Origin of the sequence: Paraburkholderia sp. PGU19 (genome assembly GCF_013426915.1) — a bacterium.
GTDB lineage: Bacteria > Pseudomonadota > Gammaproteobacteria > Burkholderiales > Burkholderiaceae > Paraburkholderia.
Map to the genome: position 1 here is coordinate 2,358,204 of NZ_AP023180.1, position 24,242 is coordinate 2,382,445.

Below are 24,242 nucleotides of genomic sequence, written 5' to 3' on the forward strand. Positions count from 1 at the left end.
TGCGTTTATTCAAAGCGTTGGCAGCACGCGCCAACAGAGCCGTTGCCGTGTGAATCGTAGGACCCTTTGGGGGCCCTCAGGCAATGAGAAATGTTGGCGGTGTTAGCCGCTTTCTTTTGCCTACTTTTCTTTGCGGCGGCAAAGAAAAGTAGGTGCCGCCCCGCACAGGGGCGACGCGTGAAGCTAGATAACAATTCGCGGATGCCAGCGCAAAGTTCAAAACACCGAACGGCGACGCCTGAACCACGAAGGCAAAACGCGGATGCCAGCGCAAAGTCCAAAACACCAACCCCAAAACCCCAAACCCACCCCACCAGCCTCGCAGAGAAACAAAACCCCAACCCCTAATCTGCCCGAAGCACGACAGTCCCAAGCGGCGGCAGCACCAACGAGGCCGACTGCGGCCGCCCATGCGCCGCGACGTCATCTGTATAGATGACACCACCATTTCCAACATTCGACCCACCATAAACCCCAGCATCGGAATTCAAAACCTCAACCCACCGACCCGCCCGGGGCATCCCAATCCGATATCCATGCCGGGGCACCGGCGTAAAGTTGCAAACCGTAATCACCTCACGCCCCGCGCCATCCATGCGCCGCCAGGCAAAAACCGAATTCGCGCTATCGTCACCGATGACCCACTCAAACCCACCCGGCTCAGTATCGAGCCGATGCAACGCAGGCTCCTCGCGATAAAGCCGGTTCAAATCCCGCACAAGCCGCTGCACCCCATGGTGCAATTCATCATCGAGAAGATGCCAATGCGGCGACCCATCGTGATCGAACTCGGCCATCTGCCCAAACTCGCCGCCCATGAACATCAGCTTCTTGCCCGGATGGGCCCACATAAACGCAAAGTACGCGCGCAGATTCGCAAACTTCTGCCAGCGGTCGCCCGGCATCTTGCCCAGCAGCGATCCCTTGCCATGCACGACCTCGTCGTGCGAAAGCGGCAGCACGAACTTCTCGGAATACGCATACACCATCGCGAACGTCATGTTGTGGTGATGCCATCGACGGTTAATCGGGTCCTCTTCCACGTAGTGCAACGTATCGTGCATCCACCCCATGTTCCACTTGAACTGGAAGCCAAGCCCGCCATCCTCGGTGCGCGCCGTCACACCCGGCCATGCCGTCGATTCCTCAGCGATCGTGATCGCGCCATGCACATCCGGCATATGCTGCACTTCGTGATTCAGCCGCTTCAAAAACGCAATCGATTCGAGGTTCTCGCGCCCGCCATAAATATTCGGCACCCACTCGCCCGCCGCGCGCGAATAGTCGCGGTACAGCATCGACGCAACAGCATCCACCCGCAAGCCATCGACGTGATAGCGCTTCAGCCACGCCAGCGCCGATGCGATCAGGAACGCGCTCACCTCATTGCGGCCGAGGTTGTAGATCATCGTGTTCCAGTCCTGGTGATAGCCTTCGCGCGGATCGGCATGCTCGTATAAAGGCGTGCCGTCGAACTCGATCAGCCCGTGCGCATCGTTCGGAAAGTGCGCGGGCACCCAGTCGAGTATCACGCCGAGCCCCGCCTCGTGCGCGCGATTGATAAAGCCCGCGAACTGCTCCGGCGTGCCGAAGCGCGCCGATGGCGCAAACTGCGACAAGGGCTGATATCCCCATGATCCACCAAACGGATGCTCGGCAATCGGCATGAACTCGATATGCGTGAAGCCCATTTCCTTCGCATACGGAATCAGGCGGTCCGCCAGCTCGGACCAGTTCAACCCGCGATGTCCTTCCTCCGCGACGCGCAGCCAGGATTCCGCATGCACCTCGTAGATCGAGATCGCGGATTGCGCCGTCTGCTTCGACGCGCGTGTCTGCATCCAGTCGCCATCCGTCCACGGAAAACGCTCGACGTCTTCGACGTGCGCGACCACGGACGCCGTCGCGGGCGGCTTCTCGGTCTGCATCGCGCACGGGTCGGCCTTGAGCGGCAACGGATGGCCGTCGCGCGTCAGCATCTCGTACTTGTAGCGCGTGCCCGCGCCGATGCGCGGCACGAACAGTTCCCACACGCCGGCCTGATGGCGCAGCCGCATCGGATGTCGGCGGCCGTCCCACGAATTGAAGTCGCCCACCACCGACACGCGCCTTGCATTCGGCGCCCACACGGCAAAGCGCACGCCCGGCACGCCATCCACCGTGTACGGCCGCGAGCCGAGGCATTCGAGCACCGCGTATGGATCACCCCACGCGACGCGCTGCAACGGCTCGTCGCCGAGCACGGGGCCGAACGAATACGTGTCCTCGATCTCCTGAACCGACCCATGCCAGTCGATCCGCAAGCGATACGCCACGGCTTCGCTGACGGGACCCGCAAACAGGCCGCCCGGATGCAGTTGCTCCAGTTCGCCGAGCAGTCTGCCGTCGTCGCGCGCGATCACCGAGACGCGTGCCGCGTTCGGCAGCATCACGCGCACGACAGGACCGGCGCCCGTTTCGTGCATGCCGAGTTGCGAGAACGGATCGTGATGGCGCGCATCGACGAGCGCATCCAGATCCACGCGATGCAGACCGGCCGCCTCTAGTTGAACGTTGTAGTGCTCACTCATAATCGCCCTCTGATGCTGCGGGAGGCGCCGAGGCAGCCGCCGGCGAATGCGGCGCTGCGCCCGTGTCGCCTAGCAGGCGGCTCGTCAGCGCGGCGAGGCCGCGCACCGGCAACCCGAGCCATGCCGGCCGGTTGGCTGCCTCGTAGCGGATTTCATAGGCGGCCTTCTCGATCAGGAACAGATCGAGCAACGCCTGTTCGTGCTCCGGCGCGACGAGCCGTTGCGACGCGGCTTGCGTTGCCGCGCGGTACTCGGTGAGGAACGCTTCGGCAGCGGCGGCGCGGAAACGCTCGAACAGCGCGCGCTTGCGGTCGGCCGTCATCTGCGGCGCGGCTTCCATCGTCGATTGCGCGGCGGCGCTCGCATACGACAGCGAACGCAACAGCCCCGCGACGTCGCGCAGCGGGCTGGACTTCGCGCGGCGCTCTTCGAGTTCGCGCGCCGGCTCGCCTTCGAAGTCGATCAGGAAGGCGTCGCCTTGCGCCACGAGCACCTGGCCGAGATGGAAGTCGCCGTGAATGCGCGTGCGCAGCGCATGCGCGTCGGGCTTCACGAGCTTCGATACCGCTTCGACCAGCTTGTCCTTGCGGTCGAGCACGCTGCGGCCGAGCAGTGCGGCATCTTCGCCGAGCTGATCGACGTTCTTCTCGAGCAGTTCGAGCGCGGAGGCAAGCAGTTTCTGCGTGCCGTCGATCCACGCCTGCACCTGCTTGCTGTCAGCGAGTTCGGGATCGAATGCCGGATTGTCCGATGACGTCGCGAGCGCGACGTGCAATTCGCCGAGCCGCTTGCCGATGATGCCCATGTACGACGCGTAGCCTTCCGTCGCTTCTTCCTCGTTCACGCGGTCCTGGTTTGCCTGGTTCTCGTTGTTGGCGCCATCGACGGCGAGCGCGAGTTCGTCGATCGAACGGCGCAGCGTGTCGAGCGCCCAGTTCCACGCGTCGCCCTGGTTGTCGACGAAGCCTTGCAGGATACACAGCGTATGCGGCACGTTTTCCGGATCGACGCGCACCACTTCGCCATACAACGGCGCGGTGTTCGCGTAGCCGAGCTGCGTCAGATAGCGGCTCATTTCCGCTTCGGGATGCATGCCCTTCAACAGGCGCCGCACGAGCTTCAGGACGATCTTGTCGGCGATCACGAGCGAGCTGTTGCTTTGCTCGGCGGCGAGCCAGCGGATTTCCGGCGCATCGCCGAGATCGAGTTCGGCGAAACGGTCGGTCGGAATGAAATGGATCGTGCTCTTCTGGAAAGTCGGCACGGCGGCGCGCTCGCGCAGCTTGCGCAGCGTGCCGTACGCGAACTGCGGCAGCGCGAACGCATCCGTCAGATGGCCGACGTTACGCCCACGGCGCACGCGCGCCAGCGCGAGTTGCATGAAGAGCGGTGTGGTCGTATCGGCGCCCCACGTGATCGCGAGCGGCAGCACGTAACGCTCGGTGTGGTTGCCGACATCCGCTTCGATCTCCGTGAACGCGAAGCCCGCTTCGGGGATCGTCGTGAGCGCGGCGAGGCGCACGGCATGCATCTTCTGATCCTTCGATGCAAACCATCTGCGGCGTCCCAGCCACGACGGCAGCACTTCCGATTCGAGCAGCCGCACGTTTTCTGGCGTTGGTCCCGCCTGACCTTCGCGGATCACGATGGTCACAAAATCGGGCAGTGGTTCGGACGGCGCCTGGCTCCATGTCGGACGGCCGCCGCCTTCGCAAAGAAGGAACCACAGGAAGCCGTACGGCGGGAACGTCAGCAGATACGTCAGTTGCCCGATCGCGGGGAACACCGAATCCGCCGTCATTTCGATGGGGACGGCGCCGTTGAATTCGGACAGGTCGAGTTCGACCGCCTGCGGCGCGCGCGACAGATTCGCGACACACAGAATGGGCGGCTCGCCCGGCAGTTCACGCAGATATGCGAGGATTTTGCGGTTGCTTGGCTTCAGGAAGCGGATCGTGCCGCGCCCGAATGTGTGCTTCGAGCGGCGCGTCGCGAGCATGCGCCGCGTCCAGTTGAGCAGCGAATGCGGATCGCGGCTTTGCGCTTCGACGTTGACGGCGTCGAAGCCATACAGCGAGCCCATCACGGGCGGCAGCACCAGTTGTTCGGGATCGGCGCGCGAGAAGCCGCCGTTTCTATCCGACGACCATTGCATCGGCGTGCGCACGCCGTCGCGGTCGCCGAGGTGAATGTTGTCGCCCATGCCGAGTTCATCGCCGTAATAGATGACGGGCGTGCCCGGCATCGACAGCAGCAGCGAATTGATCAGCTCGATGCGGCGGCGGTCGCGCTCCATCAGCGGCGCGAGGCGCCGGCGGATGCCGAGGTTCAAACGCGCGCGCCGGTCGCTCGCATACGTGTTCCACAAGTAGTCGCGCTCGGAGTCCGTCACCATTTCGAGCGTGAGTTCATCGTGATTGCGCAGAAAGATCGCCCATTGGTTCGTCTCGGGGAGATCCGGCGTCTGCTTCATGATGTCGGTGATCGGGAAGCGGTCCTCGCTCGCAATCGACATATAGATGCGCGGCATCAGCGGGAAGTGGAACGCCATATGGCATTCGTCTTCGTTGCCGAAGTATTCCTGCACGTCTTCCGGCCACTGGTTCGCTTCGGCGAGCAGCATCCGGTTCGGGTATTCGGCGTCGATGGTCGCGCGAATCTTCTTCAGGATCGCGTGCGTTTCGGGCAGGTTCTCGTTGTTCGTGCCTTCGCGCTCGACGAGGTACGGCACGGCATCCAGCCGCAACCCGTCGATGCCGAGATCGAGCCAGAAGCGCATCACCTGCAGCACTTCGCGCATCACAGCGGGGTTGTCGAAGTTCAGGTCGGGCTGGTGCGAGTAGAAGCGATGCCAGTAGTACTGGCCCGCAACGGGGTCATGCGTCCAGTTCGACGGTTCGGTATCGATAAAGATGATGCGCGTCTGTTCGTACTTCTTGTCCGTGTCGGACCACACGTAGTAGTTGCGATGGTTCGAACCGGGCTTCGCGCGGCGCGCGCGCTGGAACCACGGATGCTGGTCCGACGTGTGGTTGATGACAAGCTCGGTGATCACGTGCAGTCCGCGCGCGTGCGCTTCCTGAATGAAGCGCTTGACGTCGCTGATCGTGCCGTAGTCGGGATGCACGCTCTTGTAATCGGCGATGTCGTAGCCGTCGTCGCGGCGCGGCGACGGATAGAACGGCAGCAGCCAGATCGCGCTGACGCCGAGTTCCGCGATGTAATCGAGCTTCGCAATCAGGCCGGGGAAATCGCCGACGCCGTCGTTGTTCGCATCGAAGAACGACTTGATGTGCACCTGGTAGATGATCGCGTCCTTGTACCAGAGCGGATCGTCGGCGAGCGTCGACACCTTGGCGCGGCGCGACGGGCGCGGCTTCGCTGGAGCGGCCTCGGCGGTCGTGTCGGTGAAATGCTGCGACGTGCTTTCGGCGGGATCGTCACGTTTCATATCGCACCTTCATTGAATGTCGTGTCGTGGGCGGCCCGATGCGTGTCGCTTTCATCGGGAACAGCGTCGCGCGGCAGGCCGGTCGCGGGCGCGATGCGCCAGATCGCGAACGGCCGCGTGCCGGGATCGAGCCGCACGTGTTGCCATCTGCCATGCCATTGAAACCGCTCGCCCGTCATCTGATCGATCACGTCGACGGTGCCTTGATCGTGCAGGCCCCAGCCGTTGAACGTGCTCCACGACAACTCGATATCCGCGCCCTGCTCGTTGTACGGATCGAGATTGATCGCGACGACGATCACGTTGTCGCGCGCCGGCGTGGCCTTTTCGAAGAACAGGATGCTCTCGTTGTGCGCGGGCAGGAACGTGAGATTCAGATGCGAGTGCAGCGCCGGGTTGGTGCGGCGAATGCGGTTCAGCTCCGTGATCTCGCGCACGATGTTGCCGGGTCGGTTCCAATCCCATGCGCGGATCTGATACTTCTCCGAATCCAGATACTCTTCGCTGTTCGGCAGCGCGGCGGCTTCGCACAGCTCGAAGCCGCTATACACGCCCCACAGTCCCGACAGCATGGTCGCGAGCGCGGCGCGAATCAGGAAGCCAGGACGCCCTTGCGACTGCAGATGACGCGGGTTGATGTCCGGCGTGTTGACGAAGAAGTTCGGCCGGAAGAATTCGCGCAGATCGGTTTGCGTCAGTTGCGTCAGATACTCGGTGAAATCGCGCTTCGATTCGCGCCATGTGAAGTATGTGTACGACTGCGAAAAGCCGAGCTTCGCGAGCCGCGCCATCACGTGCGGACGCGTGAACGCCTCCGAAAGGAAGATCACATCGGGATGCCGCGTGCGCACGTCGTTGATCATCCATTCCCAGAACGGGAAAGGCTTCGTATGCGGATTGTCGACACGGAAGATACGCACGCCTGCATCGATCCAGAACAGGATCACGTCGCGCAGCGAAATCCACAAATCGGGCTTCGCGTCGCGCGCATAGAAGTCCGGGTTCACGATGTCCTGATACTTCTTCGGCGGGTTCTCGGCGTAACGCAGCGTGCCGTCGGGACGCCACGCGAACCATGTGGGATGCTGCTTCAGCCACGGGTGGTCGGGCGAGCATTGGATCGCGAAGTCGAGCGCGATTTCGAGGCCGTGATCGTGCGCGGCGGCGAGCATGCGCTTGAAGTCGTCGAGCGTGCCGAGCTGCGGGTGCACGGCATCGTGGCCGCCCGCTTCGCCGCCAATTGCATACGGGCTGCCCACGTCGTCCGGGCCCGGCGTCAGCGTGTTGTTGCGGCCCTTGCGGTTGGCGATGCCGATGGGATGAATCGGCGGAAAGTACAGCACGTCGAAGCCCATGTCGCGGATGCGCGGCAGTTTGGCCGTAACGTCGTCGAAGTTGCCGTGCCGATGCTCGTCGTCGCTCATCGAGCGCGGGAAGATCTCGTACCAGCTGGCGAAGCGCGCGCCCGCGCGTTCGGCGTCGATGCGATACACGATAGGGTCGCGCGACAGTCCCGGCCGGTGACGCGCGGCGGCGAACGCGTCCGCCGTGGTGGGCGCCAGCACGATCGCGAGGCGTTCACCCGTGTCCGCCTTCATGAATTCCTTGACGATCGCTTCGAGCTGCTGCCGCTGCGAACCTTCGACCGTCTCCGTTTCAGCCAGCGCGAGCGCGAACAGATGCTTCGCCTCTTCGACTTCGAGATCGACCGACTGATCCGCCTTCAGCTTCTTCTGCATGTGATCGACGAGCGACGCGAAATCGTCGCGCCACGCAATCACGGTGTATTCGTGACGCCCGATGCGTTCGAGCGGAATGCGCGCTTCCCAGATGTCGTTGCCGGCGGGCTGAGCGGGCGTCATCGGTGCTTCGTGCCAGGCGGTTTCGTCGGCGGCGCGCCAGATCACGGCGGCGGCGATCTTGTCGTGGCCTTCGGCAAACACCGCTGCCGTGATGTGCACGCGTTCGCCGACGATGCGCTTGGCGGGGAAGCGTCCGTGATCGACGGCGGGCGACACGCTTTCGATCGCGACACGCGAGCCCGCGATCGCATCGAGCACGCTCTTGTGCCCCGAGGTCTTGGTGCTCTTTTTGTCGATGGGCGGCGCGAGCACGATCGGCTTCTCGGCGACCGCGCGGAACAGGCGGCACGCACCCGGCGCCAGCGTGAAGGCGGCGAGCGGCTGCGGCGCGCCGCGCGAATCGGTGCCGAGTGGCACGAAACGCGTGAAGCCGCCCGGCACGCCGTCGAGAACACGCGCGGGCTCGACGCGCACGGGCGTGCCCAGTTCCGGATTGATCGCGATCATCACGGCTTCGCCCGCGTCGCGCAAATCGCGCTGATCGCCGCGCAACAGGATCGCGGCGTGCGTGTCCGGGCCGGACAGCGAGCGCAGCTCGCCATTGGTTTGCAGCGACCAGGTGTCGCGTGCGATGGCATTCGCGTGACGCACGCGCTCGGAGAGATCGAAGCGCGCCGCGTCGCGCAGGCTCGCGTAGTGGGCGGCGTCGCCGAGGGTATGCGAGATCGGTTCGGCGATGCCGTATTCGAACCCCATCGGCATCATCCAGCCGGTGCCCGTCGAAACAGCCGTCAGCAAGGCGCGGCGGTACGCGCGCTCGACGATTGCGGAATCGTGCACATGTTCGAGGTCCGCCGCGAGCCGCGTGCCGTACGGCGCTTCGGGAAAGGCGACGGGTGAAGCGATACGCGTCAGCAGTGCATGCTCGTCGAGCATCCACGGCGCGCGGAAGTCCCACCAGCGCGACGACGAGAACACGGCGTCGAAGCCCACGCCTTCGAGCGCGGCGACGTCCGAGCGCACGAGGCCGGGCGTTGCGGCAAGAAAGCGTGAGGTCGGATGGCGCGACGCGCGCACGGCATCGAGCAGACGCCGCCACGCGAAGGCGGGCACGCGGTGCGGCGAATCGAAGCGGAATCCGCCAATGTCCGCGTCCGCGAGCGCGTCGAGCGTCTGCGCCCACCAGTCGAGCAGCGGCGCGGCTGTGTGCTCGTCGTTGAAGTTCGCATACGCGACGTTGTCTTCGTGACGCGCGTGGCGCGGATCGAGCCGCGCCTCTTCCGGCTCGAACGGATGAAACCAGTCGCGGTGCTCGCGGAACAGATGGCCGTCGGCCGCGGCGCGGTCGATCACGAGATCGACGAGCAGCGTCAGGCCATGCTGGCTCGCCGTCTCGGCGAGACGCTGCAGCACGTCGTGCGCGCTCTCGGTGCTAGCCAGCGCGGGATGCAGCCGCGCATGATCGCTGACGATCTGCGCGTGACCGGCCTGTCCCGGCTGGAACAGCCCGCCGATCAGCACATGATCGAAACCGAGCGCGGCGGCATGCTCGAACTGCGCAGGCCACGCATCCAGCCGTCCGACAAGGGGAGAATGAACGAAGTAAATCCGCGGCGCATAGGCGTGAGGAGCTTCCATCGGTCGTTTCCAGATTTCGTCCTGCTGTGCGGCGTGGATGCACATTCGTGCGATCACGACCGCCTATTAGGCTTCAGAGCCGGATGCCGCGCGATGCGTCCTGCGACGGCGCGTACTGCTCAATGTAGTGCATTCATTGATCGACAGGCGGCGCGTCAGTTCAAAGAGTCTGCGACGCGCTGCATGTCGTCTGTCCGGAATCAATCAACAGGCGGTCAAGGAGCAAGCGGTATGCCAGAAAGCGATACAGCAAGGTCACGGCTGAAGCGGCGAGACGCGTGCAAGGACGGCCGGTGCAGCCTGGTACGGCACGACGAAAAAGATGCGGGAGCGGCGTCGTTCATACGAATGACGCCGCGAAACCGAAGGAAGACGTGTAATTAGGGCGTGTCTTCGGCGGCTGTTACATGCCATGTTGCCATAGCCGTGGGCGCGCGGCCGGGAAAGGGCTTCGAACGGACTTCGCGCGCGATGGGTTTTGTCAGCGTGGCCCGCTACGACCCGAGCAAACCCGCCGCCATGTTGATGCACAGCCCGAGCACGGCCACGTTGAAATAGAACGACAGCACCGACTGCGCGAGCGCCGCGCGGCGTATCTCGCGCGAGCGCAGCACGACGTCCGATGTCTGCGACGCGACGGCGATCGTGAACGAGAAATACAGGAAGTCCCAATAGTTCGGATCGAGCTTGTGGTCGGGAAACTTCAGCGCGGTTTCCTGGACGTCGGTGGCGAAGTGCAGGCGCGCGTAGTGCAGCGTGAAGATGGTCGGTATCAGGAACCACGCGCCGATCAGCGTGACGCCCGTCACGATGTAGTGCGATACGCCCGTGCTGCCTTTCGACGACGCCAGTTCCAGCACGATGGCGGCCACGCTCGCGAGCGTCGCGAGGCAAACGATGGCGAGCACGACACCCGCGTTCTCGTCTTCGCGCTGCGCAATGTCGCGCACGCGATCGTGATCGGCGCGCGCCATCTCCAGCCACATCAGCGCGAGATAGGTCCACACGGCGACATCCCACGAGACGAGCACGCGGATCATCGGGCGCATGTGCGCGCTGGCGAGCAGCAAGCCGACCACTACGCCGAGCACGAAGCCCGTGACCATGCGCGGCCGGTTGCGCAATACCTGCGGATAGACAGTCATGGGTGCGCGCTCCTGGCAGCGGGGTGTGACATCGGTATGTCTCGATGCATATTCGAAAGTCGTGTTGGAGGTTGCGGCGATTCTACCGGGGGCATGCTGGATGATTTGTCGAAACGGGTGCCGGGACGTTATAGTTTTCCCACAGTTTTGCTCAGTGGCCTTGCATGCGGCTTTCACCCGTTGCTTCGTTCTCGCGCGCAGCGAACGGCGAGCATGCAAGGGCGGCAGGGATTTTCTGCCGCGCCCGGGTATCAGAGACCGCGAGACAGCGGCGCAAGACCAGTTTTGGGGCGGACGCCCGGCGTGCACGCATGGTTCGGCCAACAGCCGGACGCGGCGCACGCCAGGCGAATACACACATCATCTGGAGCCCCCATGACAGATGTTGATCGACACGCTGCGCGCTCGCCGCGCCGCCGTGCGTGGCTGCTCGGCGCGTTCGCTTCGGCTGCCGGCCTCGCGTTTGCGTCGGCCGGGCGCTATGGTGCAGGGCCCGGCATCATTGGCATTTCGCCTGCTTTCGCCGACACGCCGCCGCCCGCAGGCGGTGGCTTCGACGCATTCATCGCGCTGTCCAGCAAGCTCACAGGCCACGCCAGCTTCGACCCGCTGCACGGCAAACGCGCGTATGACGCATTGTCCAGAGCGGATGGCCAGTTCACGCAGAACGTCGCCGCGCTCAACACCTGGCTGCAGACGCATGGCGGCGTACCGTCGGACGTGGTCACGCAGGCCTTGCAGACCGACCAGCCGCAGCTCGCGAAGACCGTCAGCGCGATCACGCGCGCGTGGTATCTCGGTCTCGTCGGCGAGATGCCGAACGTGCAGGTCATCGCGTTCGAACGCGCGCTGATGTTCGAACCCGTCAAAGACATCCTGACGATCCCGTCGTACTGTCGCGACGTGCCTTTCTACTGGACACACAAGCCGGCGAATGCGTGAGCCGCTGCGCATGGCGTCGTGCGTCCGCTCTCACTGCATTCGTACGCGGCGCTTGCGAACAACAAACAGCAGACATAAGCCAGCAGACAAATAAGAGGGCACCGAAGAGGCAAGCATGGCAAACGCAAATTCCGCCGACGTCGTCGTAGTCGGCTCGGGCGTCGCGGGTAGTCTCATCGCGCATCAGATGGCGCTCGCGGGCGCCTCGGTGATCCTGCTCGAAGCCGGGCCGCGTCTGCAGCGCGGGCAGATCGTCGAGAACTTCCGCAATTCGCCTGCGAAATCGGACTTCGCGTCGCCGTATCCGTCGACGCCTTACGCGCCGCATCCGCAGTACTCGCCCGCCAACAACTATCTGATCCAGAAGGGCGACTATCCGTACAACTCGCAGTATGTGCGGCTGGTCGGCGGCACCACCTGGCATTGGGCGGCTGCGACGTGGCGTCTGCTGCCGTCGGACTTTCAACTGAAGAAGCTGTACGGCGTGGGCCGCGACTGGCCTTATCCGTATGAAACGCTCGAACCGTGGTACTACGCCGCTGAAGTGCAACTGGGCGTGTCCGGTCCCGATGCATCCGTCGATCTCGGCTCGCCGCGCTCGAAGCCCTATCCGATGACGGCCTTGCCGCTGTCGTACATGGACCAGCGTTTCTCCATCGTGCTCAACGCGAACGGCTTCAAGGTCGTGCCCGAGCCCGTCGCGCGCAACAGCCGTCCGTACGACGCGCGCCCCACCTGCTGCGGCAACAACAACTGCATGCCGATCTGTCCGATCGGCGCGATGTACAACGGCATCGTGCATGCCGACAAGGCCGAACGCGCGGGCGCGAAGCTGATGGCGCAGGCCGTCGTCTACCGTGTCGAGGCGGACAACAAAGGGCTCATCACGGCCGTTCACTACAAGGACCCGAACGGCAACAGCACGCGCGTGACGGGCAAGCTGTTTGTGCTCGCGGCGAACGGCATCGAGACGCCGAAGCTGATGCTGATGTCGACCTCCGACACCTTCCCGCATGGCATCGGCAACAGATCCGATCAGGTGGGACGTAACCTGATGGATCATCCCGGCACGGGCGTCACGTTTCTCGCGAACGAATCGTTGTGGCCGGGGCGCGGGCCGATGGAGATGACGTCGGTGGTGAACTTCCGCGACGGCGCGTTCCGCTCGGAGTACGCGGCGAAGAAGCTGCACGTGTCGAACGGTGTGCCGACCATGGCGATCGCCTCGGCCCTCCTTAAAGGCGGAATGACGGGCGCCGAACTGGACCGGCAGATTCGCGACCGCGCCGCGCGCATGGTGACCATCAACAGTTTTCACGAGCATCTGCCCGAGCCGCAGAACCGCATCGTGCCTTCCACCGATCACAAGGACGCGCTCGGCATCGCGCAGCCCGAGATCTACTACTCGATCAACGATTACGTGAAGAAAAGCGCCGCGCACACGCATGAACTGTATGCACAGATCGCCGGGCTGTTCGGCGGCACGGAGGTTTCGTTCGACGATACCTTCGCGCCGAACAATCACATCATGGGCACGACGATCATGGGCAGCGACGCCGCCAGTTCCGTCGTCGACGCCGACTGCCGCACGCACGATCACCCGAATCTGTTCATTGCGAGCAGCGGCGTGATGCCGGGCGCGGCGTCGGTGAACTGCACGCTGACGATCGCGGCGCTGTCGCTGAAGCTTGCCGACAAGCTCAAGCGCGAAATCTGAGGGTCCGTTGCCTATGAAACGATCAGACGGACACGGCGGCAATCTCGATGCGGCGGTTTTCTCCGCGAGCCGGCGCGCGGCGCTCAAAGCGCGCCGCCAGGTATGGAAGATGGCGGCGCTCGCGGCGGCGTTCTCGCTGTTCGCGCTGTATCTCGCGTGGCTCGAAGTCTACGACGCCGAGCCGCGCCACACCGACGAATCGCCGCTCGGCGAGGCCGTCGCGCAGGCCAGCGCGCCTGCAGGCGGCGCGACGGGTCTGGGCCCCGATCTCGTCAAGCGCGGCGAATATCTGGCGCGCGCGGGCGATTGCATCGCCTGCCATACGTCGGACAAGGGGCGTCCGTTCGCGGGCGGCCGCGCGATCAGCACGCCGTTCGGCACGATCTATACGCCGAACCTCACGCCCGATCCGGACACGGGCATCGGCCGCTGGACGGACGCCGACTTCATGCGCGCGATGCACGAAGGCATCGGCAACGAGGGCCAGCGGCTTTATCCGGCGTTCCCGTATGTCGAATACACGAAGGTCACCGATCAGGACGTGCAGGCGATCCGCGCGTATCTGAACACGGTGGTGCCCGTGCGCTACACGCCGCCGTCGAACGATTTGCGCTTTCCGTTCAACCAGCGCTGGCTGATGGTCTTCTGGAACCTGCTCAACTTCGACGAAGGGCGCTTCGTGCCCGACCCGAAGCGGAGCGCCGAATGGAATCGCGGCGCGTATCTGGTCGAAGGGCTCACGCATTGCGAGGAGTGCCATACGCCGCGCAACTTCACGCAGGGCCTGAAAACGGGTGAACGTCTGTCGGGTGCGATCCAGGCCGGCTGGCATGCGTACAACATCACGCCGCACAAGACGAGCGGGATCGGCGGCTGGTCGGATCAGGAGATCGCCAGCTATCTGTCGACAGGCATTGCGCAGGGCCGCGCGAGCGCGGCAGGCCCGATGGCCGACGTGGTCTCCAACAGCACGCAGTATCTGAACGGTGACGACCTGCGCTCGATCGCCATCTATCTGCGCGCGCTCGAGCCCATCGACCGGGGCGAGTCGCGCGCGCGTGCCGCATGGGGCTCGCCCGCGAGCGACGCCGTCGCGTTGCGCGGCGCGCGGATCGACGGCATAAACGGCGCGCAGTTATTCCTCGCGAACTGCGCGAGCTGCCACCACTGGACGGGCGAGGGCGTCGGCGCGAGCGCGCCGGGCGCATATCCGTCGCTGATCCATAACAGCGTCGCGGGCGCGAGCGACGCGAACAATCTGGCGATGGTGATCCTGCACGGCGTGCATCGCACGACGAAAGACGCCGACGTGCTGATGCCCGCGTTCGACCGCGAACTGACCGACGCGCAGATCGCCGCCGTCACGAACTACGTGACGAAGCAGTTCGGCAATCCCCGATCGACGCTGAGCGCCGAGCAGGTCGGCAGCCTGCGCGCCGTGCCGCAGTGACGGCGCAGTGATCGTCCTGTGAGCGTGGCGACGGGCGTCTGCATTTTGGCGCGGTGCGAACGCGCGAAGCTGGCAAGCGCCTATGCGATTCGCACGAATCCTGCTCACGAACGGCGTGCGAACGCGAGATGCCGCGCATACAGGGCTTGCGCGCTCGCACTATCATGGTGTTATGGATTCCACACTTGTCACCGTCGTCCAACATCATCCCGTCAACCGGACCGGACGCGATTTCGTCGTCGGCGATCTGCACGGCTGCGTCGACGCGCTGCGCTTCCTGTTGCGCGAGGTCGATTTCGATCCGTCGCGCGACCGGCTGTTCTCGGTCGGCGATCTGGTCGATCGCGGCTCGCAGTCGGAAGAGGCGCTGGCGCTGCTCGACAAGCCCTGGTTCCATGCCGTGCTCGGCAATCACGAGGACGCGCTCTGCGCCGTTGCAGAAGGCAAGCTGAAGAAGCAGTGGTGGTATGGAATCGGCGGCCTGTGGAGCGTGGAGGTGCCCATCGAACGGCTGCGCGTCTATGCGCGGCGTCTGCGCGCGCTGCCGCTCGTGCGCGTGATCGGCTCGGGCAGCGAGCGCTTCAACGTGCTGCATGCGGAATTTCTCGGCTCGGACGCCGAACTCGACGCCGACACCCTCTCCGAAGAAGTCCGCCAGCAATTGCTGTGGGGCCGCAGCCTCGCCATGGGCGCCGGCGATCCGATGCGTCAGCTTGGGCTGTCGCTCACCTATTGCGGCCATACGCCCGTGCGCGAAGTGCAGCAGATCGGCGCGCAGATGTTCATCGATACAGGCGCATTCGGTCCCGGCGGCAAGTTGACCCTCGTCGAGGCGCGCACGACGAAGCGCTGGTCGGTGACGGTCGAACTGGCGCGCTCGGTCGGCGCTTCGGCGCTGGCGCTGCCTTGAGCGCTTTGATGTGCTCAAGCGCTTCCGGCGCCGCTGCCTTTACCCCACCTGATTCAGTTCGAAGACGATATCGACGGCACTGCCGTTCCAGTTGTATTCCAGATACGCCGCGTGATGGCAGTCGCGCAGCAGCGTCGTCTTGAACGCGGCGAGACATTCGCCACCCGCGTCCCGCACCGACGGATACACGATCCCCGGCGCGCCCGCCTCGCGCGCCGCGCGGCCGAGCGCCTGGCCGGGTGTGTAGTCGTTCGGCGACAGCACCGATGCATCGACCGATCCCGCATCGCGCAGGTCCACCACGCCGCCTTGCGCCATCACCGTGTAGAGGCGCATCTGCTGGCGCATCGGCGGCTCCTGCGTGGCGGCGAGGAAAAGACCCGAGTGATAGCGCGTTTCAGCGATCGCGGTTTCGCGCGAGCGCGCGCAATAGAACACGCCGTACGAGCCGTCCGAGAAGCGGCTGCCTTGCGGATTCAGATGCGTGAGCGCGGCCATGATCGGGCCGTAGCCGGGACCGAAGCGCCGTTCCTCGCGCGGCACGAGATCGAGATCGCCGACTTCGGTGCGGACTCGGTCGTTGGTCATGGCTTCGAGCGCGTAGAGTGCTTCGAAGTCTTCGGGCGACGCGACGCGGTCGAACAGGTTGACGGCGGGAAAGCGCGTGGGGATCACGCGGAACGCAGGTGTCCAGGCGAGCGAAGCCACACGCCATTGGTCTTGCCATTGCAGTTCAGTCACGCCCAGCCGCCTCGCATTGCGTCGAGATACTGGCGCACGGCCACGAGGTCGCTGATGTTGCCCGCCAGCATGCGGTCGAGCGCGCGGCGGCCGCCGAATGGCGGCGCGCTGTTGGGGCGCTTGATCCATGTATCGGCGGCGGCAGGCTGCGGCAGCAGGATTTGCAGCGCCTTGTAGATGCCGAGCAGAAGAGACAGCCGCTCCAGCGTGTCGCGGCCGAGGCGCGCCGTTTGCGGCGCGTTCTTCCATTTGAAGAAGGTGGAGCGGCCCGGCGAGCCGAGCAGGATGATCTGCTCTTCGGCGCTCAACTCCCAGTCGCGCGCGATGTTGAAGAACGCGCGCAGACCGGCGGCGGACATGTCCGCCATGGAGGGTTCGGCGGGCGGTCGTCGCAACGGTCGTTCGGCGCTCGAGTAATGGGCAGCGGAAGACATGATCGGAGTCCTGAGTTGAACTTTTTTAACATCTTAGTCTATATGTGGATTAATGCAAGCGCGGCTGTATAATCCGGCCTCCAGTTTTTTGCACGGAGACTGCGGTGTCGCTGCGTTCGAAGGTGTGGGTATCGGTTGGTTTGCTGTGCGTGTCGATGGCGGCGCGCGCCGAGTACAAGGAAGTGTGGAATCCGCCTGAGGCCGCGCAGCACGCGAGGCATTCGAAGCATGCGGCTAGTTCCGCTGGTTCGGGTGCGGCGAAAGCCGTGCATCAGGGCAATTCCACGCCGCACGTGAAGGTGGCAGCAAAGGCTTCCATCCCGTCTGGGAAAACCAAAAAGACTAGCGCCGCCGTCAAAACGGCTCATGCGCCTGCGCCGCAAGATTCATCGCAAAAGCCTGCGCGCGCAAAACCAGTCGTGGCAGCGGCCAAGCCTCACCAGGTGGCGCAGAGGAGCGCGCCGCAAATCAGCAGCGCACAACCCCCGCGCGAACTTCCGCCGATCCTCCACTAGCTTCCGTCAGCGCCTCACTGCGCGATCAACCCGTTCGCCACGAGCCTCAACGACTCGACCGAACGCGCGTCGCGCACGCGCGAGTGCAACGTCACACGCGATTCCGGCAACGCCGGCAATCCAAGCCGCGCACCTGAATCGACCAGTCCGCGCGGCGCGACCCGCCTTGCCAGCGGCGACACGGCGAGCCCAGCCGCAGCCGCTGCGCCGACGGCCTGCACGCCGCCGCCGACGAACGCCTCGCGCCACGCGATGCCCGCGCCGTCCAGCGTGCGCAGCGAGATCGAGCGCACGTTGCAGGGCGCGGCGAGCAGCGCCAGCGGCAGCGGCTCGCCCGCGCGGGGCTGCCATTCTGGCGTCGCGAGCCACGACAGCGGCTCGGTGAAGAGCAACTGGCCGTCTTGGCGCGGTACGTCGTCGGGCTCCGAGCGCACGACCACGGCATCGAGCCGCCGTTCGTCGAACTGCTGCAACAGCGTCGCCGACAACCCCATGTGCAGTTCCAGCACCAGCCCCGGATCATGGGCATTGACGCGCGCGAGCAGCGCCGCGAGGTCGGTTCCCGCCACATGCTCGCTCAAGCCCAGCGCGAGTCGCCGTCTGTCGGCGGATAACGCGCTGAGCGCGCGGTCGTGCGCGCCCAGCAGGTCGCGTGCGCCGTCGAGAAACGCCTGGCCATGATCCGACAGCCGCACGACGCGCGGCGTGCGCTCCAGCAAAGGCTTGCCCAGATGCGCTTCGAGCCGTTTCAGCTTGAGGCTGACGGCGGATTGCGTGGTGTCGAGAGCGTCTGCGGCGCGGGTGAAGCTGCGCAAATCCGCGACCAGTACGAAAGCGCGCACTGCATCGAGATCGAGTACTTTCATTTCAGATGAAAATAGATGAAATATTCAGCCATATCTGTTCATTATGATAGGCGCGAACTAACCTGAATGCACTTTCTGGTCATTCATAGGAGTTCGACATGCCTTTCACCCGCATCTCAGTTCGCGCCGGCAAGCCCGCTGCTTATCGCCAGGCGCTCACGCAAGGCATCCAGCGCGCGCTGATCGCCGAGTTCAACGTCCCCGAGGACGACATCTTCATGGTCATCACCGAGCACGACGACAGCAACTTCGTCTATGACCGCAACTATCTTGGCATCGCGCGCAGCGACGATTTCGTGCTGATCCAGCTCACCGTGACCAACAGCCGGACGCAGGAGCAGAAAAAAGCGCTCTACAAGCGCATCGCCGACAACCTCGCCGAGCATCCGGGCGTGCGGCGCGAGGATGTGTTTATCAATCTCGTCGAAGTGCTGAAGGAAAACTGGTCGTTCGGCAACGGGATCGCGCAGTACGCGCTCTGAGCGTTCGCGCCACGGCTTGCGTGCGGTCGGCGGAAGGTGCGTCGCTATAATGGTTTGCACCTTCATCCGTTCTTCAGCCGACGCGCACGCGAGCCATGACATCCGATAACAACGACGCTTCCCACGACGATTTGCAATTTGGCGGTTCCGTCTGGTTCCGCTCCGGCGAGCAGGCGCTCGGCGGCACGCAGCGCATTGCGCTGCTGGCGGCGATCGGCGAAACGGGCTCGATCACGGGCGCGGCCAAAGCCATCGGCATGAGCTACAAGGCCGCGTGGGATGCCGTCGACGCGATGAACAACCTCGCGGGCGAAACACTCGTGATCCGCTCGACGGGCGGCAAGGGCGGCGGCGGCACGAGGCTCACGCCGCGCGCGCTCACGCTGATTGACACGTTTCGTGCTGTCGAGCGCGAGCACCGGCTGTTTCTCGAACGCGCGGGCGCGGCGATCGCCGGTTTCTCCGACGACTGGCAACTGATCGGCCGAATCGGCATGAAGGCGAGCGCGCGCAACCAGTGGTACGGCAAGGTCAGCGCGATCCAGCGCGGCACGGTCAACGATGAAGTCTCGCTGGCATTGCCCGGCGGGCAGTCCGTCGTCGCCGTCGTCACGCACGAAAGCACGGAGACGCTGGGACTTGCCGTCGGCGCGGAGGCGGTCGCGCTCGTCAAGGCGTCGTCGGTGCTGCTGGTTGCAGGCGACGGTTCGGCGGAACGACTGTCGACGCGTAATCGCCTGCGCGGAACGGTATCGGCCGTGCAGCGTGGCGCCGTGAATGCCGAAGTGTCGTTGACGCTCGAGGGCGGCGCAGTCGTGACGGCCGTCGTCACGAATGAGAGCGTCGCGGAACTGGGCATCGCCGAAGGGCAGGCGCTCGTGGCCGCGTTCAAGGCGTCGAGCGTGATTCTGGGCGTGACGGCCCAGGCTTAACTAGGGCGGCGCGGTCTGCTAGGACACCGTGCGCGGATAGCCCGCGAACGGCGCGTTCTCGCGCACGCTGCCGTCATACACCTGCACGACCTGATCGCCGAATGCGGCGACATCGTCGGGATCGTGCGTGATCAACAGCATGGGAATGTCGAGCCGCGTCTGCAGGTCGGACAGTTCGTGCCGCATGCGCGCGCGCAGCGCGTAATCGAGCGCGGAAAACGGCTCGTCGAGCAGCAACAGGCGCGGCTGCGCGACGAGCGCCCGCGCCAGCGCCACGCGTTGCTTTTGCCCGCCCGAAAGCTGCGCCGGGTGATGACCGGCCACCGTTTTCAGATCGAGCGCGTCGAGCCAGTAGTCGATCTGCGGATGTGAAAAACGTCTCCCCGGATTCAACCAGCCTGTGTGCATTCCAAAACCGATGTTCTGCCGCACGTTCAGATGCGGGAACAGCGCGTAGTCCTGAAAGAGGTAGGCGAGACGGCGCGCCTGCGGCTTCTGGTCGATGCCGCGCGCGCTGTCGAAGAGCGGGTCGCCGTGCAGCACGATCTGGCCTTCGTCGGGACGCAGCAGGCCGGCGATTGCCTGCAGCGTCAGGCTCTTGCCCGCACCCGACGGCCCGAACAGCACCATGCGTTGCGCGCTCGCGGTGAACGACACATCGAGCGTGAACTGACGTTCGGCCGTGCGCAGCGTTTTGCGGATATCGACGGTGAGCGGCATGTCAGCGGGACGTCATCAGCGAGTGTTGCGGCACGAGCCGGCCCGCGAGCACGAGAATCACGACGCAGGTGACCGAGGTCACGAGCACGAGGAAATTGGCCGTGCTGTCGTCGCCCGCCTGCACGGCGGCGTAGACGGCAACCGACAGCGTCTGCGTGCGGCCCGGCAGATTGCCCGCGATCATCAGCGTCGCGCCGAACTCGCCGAGCGCGCGCGCGAACGCGAGCAAGGCGCCCGCGAGAATGCCGCGCGACGCGAGCGGCAGCGTCACGCGAAAGAAGATCGCCGTTTCGCTGATGCCGAGCGTGCGCGCGGCGCGTTCCAGTTGGGGATCGACGGATTCGAACGCGGCCCGCGCCGACTTCAGCACGAGCGGAAACGCCACCACCATCGACGCAATTACCGCGCCTTGCCACGTGAACACCAGCTGGATATCGAAGCGGTCGAGCCACGCGCCGAACACGCCGCGCCGTCCGAGCAGCACGAGCAGGTAATAGCCGAGCACCGTCGGCGGCATGACGAGCGGCAGCGTCAGCAGCGAGTCGATCAGGTCACGCGCGCCCGAGTGCCAGCGCGCCAGTCCGAAGCCGGCCGCGACGCCGAACACGATGTTCAGCGCCGTCGCCCACCCCGCGACCTTCAGCGACAGCATCAGCGGAATCCAGGCCTGTTCCATGATTTAGGCGTCGTGCTTTGTCTTTGGCGGCGCGGCTTAGTGCGCCGGCTTGAAGCCGTACTTCGCGAGCACGGCCTGGCCCGCCGGCGACAGCACGAAGGTGATGAACGACTGCGCGTCGGCGGCGTGCTTGCTGCCTTCGACTTGCGCGATCGGATAGCTGATCGGCGTCGTGGTCGGCACGGTCAGCGCGACCTTGACCTTGTCGGGCATCACGGCGGCATCGGTGCCGAACACGAAGCCGGCGTCGACTTCGCCGCGCGACACGTAATCGAGGCTCTGACGCACGTTCGACGCCAGCACGCCCTTCGCGCTGACAGCGTCCCACACGCCCGCCGCCTTCAGCGCGCCTTCCGTGTATCGGCCTACCGGCACGGACGCCGGATCGCCGTATGAAATGCGCTTCACGCTCGCCGCAGTCAACTCGTTCAGGTTCGACGGGGCGAGCTTGCTGTCCGTCGGCACGATCAGCACGAGCGAGTTCGCGGCGAAGTCCTTGCGGGTCGACGGCACGATCACTTTTTGCTCGGCGGCCTTGTCCATCGCTTTCTGGTCGGCGGACGCGAACACGTCGGCGGGCGCGCCCTTCACGATCTGCTGCATCAGCACGTCCGACGCGCCGAAGTTGAACAGCAGCTTGGTGCCGGGATGCTCCTTCTCGTACGCGTCGCCGACGGCCTTGAACGCGTTGGTCAGGCTCGCGGCCGCGGACACGACGAGCTCGTCGGCGCGCGCCTGCGCGGCGAAGGCAAACGAAATCGCGCTCGCGGCAAGCAGGGCAGGTTTCAGGAAGCGGATCATCGACGGGAAGGACATGGGAAGGTGGCGCCGGGTCGACCGGAAGCGGGTGGAAAACGCCATCGTAATATATGTAGGGTTACAGCGGTCGGCATATTGAACATGTGGCATGCAAGATAGCCGGTTTCGTGTGATTTATGCGTCGGAATCAGGCAAGGGCACAGCGACGTTGCGTGTTTTTTGCAACGGCGCGATGGGCGCGGCGGGCGCGTAGGTGTCGCGCAGCGCCTTCCAGCGGGCGCGGACGAATGGCCGGTCGTGGCCGGAAATTTTTAACGCGATATGTGTGACCCAGCGCTGGGTCGGCAGATGCACCGCGTGCAGACCGAGCGTGATGATCGTCAGGCTCAATGCCACGGGTACGACGGGCAGGCGTCCGGGCGGCGTGGCGTTCCATGCGATCCGGACGAACACCAGCGCCGTGAGTGCGCCGACGATGCAGCCCATGATCGCTTCCGAAGGCGAATGGGCCTCGACGACGACGCGCGAAAAGCCGACCAGCGCACCGCCGAACAACGCGAGCGCCACGCCCACGATGCGCACGGCGGGCGGCGCGGGCAGCAGAACGAGTAACGCGGCAACGGGGAAGACGGCGGTGGCGAACATCGCGTGTCCGCTCAGGCCGGTGAAGTCCCACACTTGCACGCCGACACCCCAGCCGAGAAACGCGATCTTCGTCGCCGTGACCAGCGCGATGGCGGCGCCGAGCAGAAACAGCCAGACGGCCGCCAGCCGCCACGAATAGCCGACGGTGAGCCACAGCGCGATGACGAAGGCGAGCGGCAACGTCAGACCGGCGCCGCCGAAGTTTGTAACCAGAAGCCAGAATTGTGGAGGCAGGTGAAGCATGGACAATCCTTAACGACATGTACGGGGCGCAAACTTGCCTACGGCCAGAGGTTTCCCGGACAGCCAACAACAGTGCCGGATCGGGAAGGACGTTCCCCGCCCGCGCGTATTCTATAAGTATAGAGGCAGCGGTTACACGGAAGATGAAAGGAAAAGCACGAAAACTGCCAGATGTTAGGACGATTCGGAAATCGTCTAATAGAAAGGCCGGTGCGACGGGCTTTTTCCGAAAACGGCCTCAGTTGGTGTCAGCATCGCATGGAGATTGATGTTATTGTGCATTGCACAAGACTGCCGGAAGGCAGAGAGCATGAGTCCCTATTACTGAGAAAATCCTATGCCAAAAAGCTTGACCAAAATCTGGCTAGGCGGCCTGAAACGCCTGTTTGCGATCCAGACGGAGCACGCCCGCGCGACTACGAAGCGCAAGCCAAAACGGTCGTCGACCCGCGCCGCCACCCGGCCGGCGACCACTACGGTCGCGAAACCGTCGGTGAAAGTCCGCCAGACCACCACGCGCGACGTGCCGCAGCGCGGCATGCGCGAATCCCGCGTGCGGCCGCGCGCCGCCGCCTGGGCGAGCGGTTCGTGGACGCGCTCGTTCCACTCCGCGCCCGCCGCGCCCGGCAGCCTCGTCAATCATTTGCAGTACGGGCTGTATCTGCCCGCCGGCAAGCCGATGAAGCACGCGCCGCTCGTCGTGATGCTGCACGGCTGCACGCAATCCATCGACGAATTCGCCGAAGGCACGCGCATGAACCTGCTGGCCGATCGCTACGGCTTTGCCGTCGTCTATCCGGAGCAGTCGAAGCATGCGCACGCGCACCGCTGCTGGCATTGGTATGACGATACCGACCGTGCGGGCCGCGCCGAAGCGCGCGCCGTCGTGTCGCTCGTCGAGGCGCTGGTGGAAGCGCACGGCCTCGACCGCGAGCGGGTGTATGTCGCCGGGATATCGGCGGGCGCCGGGTTGACGTCGTTGCTGGCGCTGCACTTTCCCGAGCATTTCGCCGCCGTCGCGCTGCATTCGGGGCCGGCGTTCGGCGACGCGCATTCCGGCATCGCCGCAATGGACGTGATGCGGCGCGGCACGCGGCAGGACCCCGTGGCGCTCGTCGATGCCGTCGCGGACGTGACGACTTATCCGGGCATGCCCGCGATCATCCTGCAGGGCGAAGCCGACCGCGTCGTCGCGCCCGTCAACGCCGAGCAGCTGACGGAGCAGTATCTCCGGCTAAACGGAATCGTCGACGCGCGAGGCGTGCGCAAGGTCGGCGACGTCAAGGAAGACCGCAAGGCGACCGTTACGACACGCGATTACACGCGCGGCGGACGGCGCGTCGTGCGCCTGTGCCGCGTGCAGGGCCTTGGCCACGAGTGGAGCGGTGGCGACGATGCGGTGCCGTTCCATTCATCGAAGGGTCCGGATGCGTCCAGTTTGTTGTGGGACTTTTTCCGGCATCAGCGTCGCACCGAGTCGGCGCGGCCCGCCAGAGGTGCCGCCGACGGCGCCCGGCAGCGCGCGAGTTGACAAATTGCCACACTTCGAATTTGGTGCTGGTGTGTTCCTAGGGTTTTCCCTATAATAGGGGTTATCCCTAGGT

19 protein-coding genes are annotated in these 24,242 nt (G+C 64.8%); 8 read left to right on the forward strand and 11 right to left on the reverse strand.

Going from position 1 to position 24,242, the window contains the following annotated elements; all coding sequences use genetic code 11:
* Positions 1 to 344: 344 nt before the first annotated feature.
* The 4 genes from glgB to H1204_RS28245 all read right to left on the reverse strand — a co-directional run bounded on the left by glgB (position 345) and on the right by H1204_RS28245 (position 10,606).
* Entirely contained in the window at positions 345 to 2,570 is a 2,226-nt protein-coding gene (gene glgB, locus H1204_RS28230) for a 1,4-alpha-glucan branching protein GlgB (protein WP_180731758.1), read from the reverse strand.
* Positions 2,563 to 6,021, reverse strand: coding sequence for a maltose alpha-D-glucosyltransferase (treS, locus tag H1204_RS28235; RefSeq protein WP_180731759.1), 3,459 nt, complete (start codon positions 6,019 to 6,021; stop codon positions 2,563 to 2,565). Before treS ends, glgB begins: the two co-directional genes overlap by 8 nt.
* Positions 6,018 to 9,461 carry a maltotransferase domain-containing protein gene (locus H1204_RS28240; RefSeq protein WP_180731760.1) on the reverse strand — a complete coding sequence of 1,148 codons (3,444 nt, stop codon included), beginning with the start codon at positions 9,459 to 9,461 and terminating at the stop codon, positions 6,018 to 6,020. The genes treS and H1204_RS28240 overlap by 4 nt, the downstream gene beginning before the upstream one ends.
* Positions 9,462 to 9,955: 494 nt before the next feature.
* A complete protein-coding gene (locus tag H1204_RS28245) occupies positions 9,956 to 10,606 on the reverse strand; it encodes a DUF1345 domain-containing protein (protein ID WP_180731761.1) in 651 nt (216 codons plus the stop codon).
* A 375-nt stretch (positions 10,607 to 10,981) separates the two neighbouring features.
* Here H1204_RS28245 and H1204_RS28250 point away from each other — a divergent pair, with 375 nt between their 5' ends.
* From H1204_RS28250 to H1204_RS28265, 4 genes are all read left to right on the forward strand, one after another.
* Positions 10,982 to 11,548 (forward strand): sugar dehydrogenase complex small subunit, encoded by a 567-nt coding sequence (locus tag H1204_RS28250; RefSeq protein ID WP_180731762.1) that lies wholly within the window; start codon positions 10,982 to 10,984, stop codon positions 11,546 to 11,548.
* Between the two features lie 115 nt (positions 11,549 to 11,663).
* On the forward strand, positions 11,664 to 13,265 hold the full coding sequence (locus tag H1204_RS28255) for a GMC family oxidoreductase (RefSeq protein WP_180731763.1): 1,602 nt from the start codon (positions 11,664 to 11,666) through the stop codon (positions 13,263 to 13,265).
* Positions 13,266 to 13,278: 13 nt separating this feature from the next.
* Positions 13,279 to 14,715 carry a cytochrome c gene (locus tag H1204_RS28260; RefSeq protein ID WP_180731764.1) on the forward strand — a complete coding sequence of 479 codons (1,437 nt, stop codon included), beginning with the start codon at positions 13,279 to 13,281 and terminating at the stop codon, positions 14,713 to 14,715.
* 172 nt (positions 14,716 to 14,887) lie between these two features.
* Positions 14,888 to 15,625, forward strand: a complete 738-nt coding sequence (locus H1204_RS28265) for a metallophosphoesterase (protein WP_180731765.1) — start codon at positions 14,888 to 14,890, stop codon at positions 15,623 to 15,625.
* A gap of 39 nt (positions 15,626 to 15,664) precedes the next feature.
* Here H1204_RS28265 and H1204_RS28270 read toward each other — a convergent pair whose 3' ends face one another.
* Both H1204_RS28270 and H1204_RS28275 read right to left on the reverse strand, forming a co-directional pair.
* On the reverse strand, positions 15,665 to 16,366 hold the full coding sequence (locus tag H1204_RS28270; protein WP_180731766.1) for an RES family NAD+ phosphorylase: 702 nt from the start codon (positions 16,364 to 16,366) through the stop codon (positions 15,665 to 15,667).
* Positions 16,363 to 16,800 (reverse strand): antitoxin Xre/MbcA/ParS toxin-binding domain-containing protein, encoded by a 438-nt coding sequence (locus tag H1204_RS28275; protein WP_007582627.1) that lies wholly within the window; start codon positions 16,798 to 16,800, stop codon positions 16,363 to 16,365. Before H1204_RS28275 ends, H1204_RS28270 begins: the two co-directional genes overlap by 4 nt.
* A 104-nt stretch (positions 16,801 to 16,904) precedes the next feature.
* Between H1204_RS28275 and H1204_RS28280 the strand changes: the two genes are divergently transcribed.
* Entirely contained in the window at positions 16,905 to 17,315 is a 411-nt protein-coding gene (locus H1204_RS28280; RefSeq protein WP_180731767.1) for a hypothetical protein, read from the forward strand.
* 14 nt (positions 17,316 to 17,329) lie between these two features.
* On the opposite strand, the gene H1204_RS28285 is transcribed toward H1204_RS28280, so the two are convergent.
* The gene (locus H1204_RS28285) at positions 17,330 to 18,181 is read right to left on the reverse strand and encodes a LysR family transcriptional regulator (protein WP_180731768.1); all 852 of its coding nucleotides are present in this window, start codon (positions 18,179 to 18,181) and stop codon (positions 17,330 to 17,332) included.
* 98 nt (positions 18,182 to 18,279) lie between these two features.
* Here H1204_RS28285 and H1204_RS28290 point away from each other — a divergent pair, with 98 nt between their 5' ends.
* Positions 18,280 to 18,663, forward strand: coding sequence for a tautomerase family protein (locus H1204_RS28290; protein WP_180731769.1), 384 nt, complete (start codon positions 18,280 to 18,282; stop codon positions 18,661 to 18,663).
* Positions 18,664 to 18,758: 95 nt separating this feature from the next.
* The gene (locus H1204_RS28295) at positions 18,759 to 19,595 is read left to right on the forward strand and encodes a TOBE domain-containing protein (RefSeq protein WP_180731770.1); all 837 of its coding nucleotides are present in this window, start codon (positions 18,759 to 18,761) and stop codon (positions 19,593 to 19,595) included.
* Positions 19,596 to 19,613: 18 nt separating this feature from the next.
* On the opposite strand, the gene H1204_RS28300 is transcribed toward H1204_RS28295, so the two are convergent.
* The 4 genes from H1204_RS28300 to H1204_RS28315 all read right to left on the reverse strand — a co-directional run bounded on the left by H1204_RS28300 (position 19,614) and on the right by H1204_RS28315 (position 22,638).
* A complete protein-coding gene (locus tag H1204_RS28300) occupies positions 19,614 to 20,315 on the reverse strand; it encodes an ATP-binding cassette domain-containing protein (protein ID WP_180731771.1) in 702 nt (233 codons plus the stop codon).
* A 1-nt stretch (position 20,316) separates the two neighbouring features.
* The gene (modB, locus tag H1204_RS28305; protein WP_180723266.1) at positions 20,317 to 20,991 is read right to left on the reverse strand and encodes a molybdate ABC transporter permease subunit; all 675 of its coding nucleotides are present in this window, start codon (positions 20,989 to 20,991) and stop codon (positions 20,317 to 20,319) included.
* A gap of 36 nt (positions 20,992 to 21,027) precedes the next feature.
* A complete protein-coding gene (gene modA, locus H1204_RS28310) occupies positions 21,028 to 21,807 on the reverse strand; it encodes a molybdate ABC transporter substrate-binding protein (protein ID WP_180731772.1) in 780 nt (259 codons plus the stop codon).
* Between the two features lie 117 nt (positions 21,808 to 21,924).
* The gene (locus tag H1204_RS28315) at positions 21,925 to 22,638 is read right to left on the reverse strand and encodes a phosphatase PAP2 family protein (RefSeq protein WP_180731773.1); all 714 of its coding nucleotides are present in this window, start codon (positions 22,636 to 22,638) and stop codon (positions 21,925 to 21,927) included.
* Between the two features lie 337 nt (positions 22,639 to 22,975).
* Between H1204_RS28315 and H1204_RS28320 the strand changes: the two genes are divergently transcribed.
* Entirely contained in the window at positions 22,976 to 24,169 is a 1,194-nt protein-coding gene (locus H1204_RS28320) for a PHB depolymerase family esterase (protein WP_180731774.1), read from the forward strand.
* Positions 24,170 to 24,242 lie beyond the last annotated feature (73 nt).

Bases quoted from the DNA above. Each gene is read 5' to 3' on its own strand.
- glgB (WP_180731758.1), bottom strand. From the start codon at position 2,570: ATGAGTGAGCACTACAACGTTCAACTAGAGGCGGCCGGTCTGCATCGC.
- treS (WP_180731759.1), bottom strand. From the start codon at position 6,021: ATGAAACGTGACGATCCCGCCGAAAGCACGTCGCAGCATTTCACCGAC.
- H1204_RS28240 (WP_180731760.1), bottom strand. From the start codon at position 9,461: ATGGAAGCTCCTCACGCCTATGCGCCGCGGATTTACTTCGTTCATTCT.
- H1204_RS28245 (WP_180731761.1), bottom strand. From the start codon at position 10,606: ATGACTGTCTATCCGCAGGTATTGCGCAACCGGCCGCGCATGGTCACG.
- H1204_RS28250 (WP_180731762.1), top strand. From the start codon at position 10,982: ATGACAGATGTTGATCGACACGCTGCGCGCTCGCCGCGCCGCCGTGCG.
- H1204_RS28255 (WP_180731763.1), top strand. From the start codon at position 11,664: ATGGCAAACGCAAATTCCGCCGACGTCGTCGTAGTCGGCTCGGGCGTC.
- H1204_RS28260 (WP_180731764.1), top strand. From the start codon at position 13,279: ATGAAACGATCAGACGGACACGGCGGCAATCTCGATGCGGCGGTTTTC.
- H1204_RS28265 (WP_180731765.1), top strand. From the start codon at position 14,888: ATGGATTCCACACTTGTCACCGTCGTCCAACATCATCCCGTCAACCGG.
- H1204_RS28275 (WP_007582627.1), bottom strand. From the start codon at position 16,800: ATGTCTTCCGCTGCCCATTACTCGAGCGCCGAACGACCGTTGCGACGA.
- H1204_RS28285 (WP_180731768.1), bottom strand. From the start codon at position 18,181: ATGAAAGTACTCGATCTCGATGCAGTGCGCGCTTTCGTACTGGTCGCG.
- H1204_RS28290 (WP_180731769.1), top strand. From the start codon at position 18,280: ATGCCTTTCACCCGCATCTCAGTTCGCGCCGGCAAGCCCGCTGCTTAT.
- H1204_RS28295 (WP_180731770.1), top strand. From the start codon at position 18,759: ATGACATCCGATAACAACGACGCTTCCCACGACGATTTGCAATTTGGC.
- H1204_RS28300 (WP_180731771.1), bottom strand. From the start codon at position 20,315: ATGCCGCTCACCGTCGATATCCGCAAAACGCTGCGCACGGCCGAACGT.
- modB (WP_180723266.1), bottom strand. From the start codon at position 20,991: ATGGAACAGGCCTGGATTCCGCTGATGCTGTCGCTGAAGGTCGCGGGG.
- modA (WP_180731772.1), bottom strand. From the start codon at position 21,807: ATGTCCTTCCCGTCGATGATCCGCTTCCTGAAACCTGCCCTGCTTGCC.
- H1204_RS28315 (WP_180731773.1), bottom strand. From the start codon at position 22,638: ATGCTTCACCTGCCTCCACAATTCTGGCTTCTGGTTACAAACTTCGGC.
- H1204_RS28320 (WP_180731774.1), top strand. From the start codon at position 22,976: ATGCCAAAAAGCTTGACCAAAATCTGGCTAGGCGGCCTGAAACGCCTG.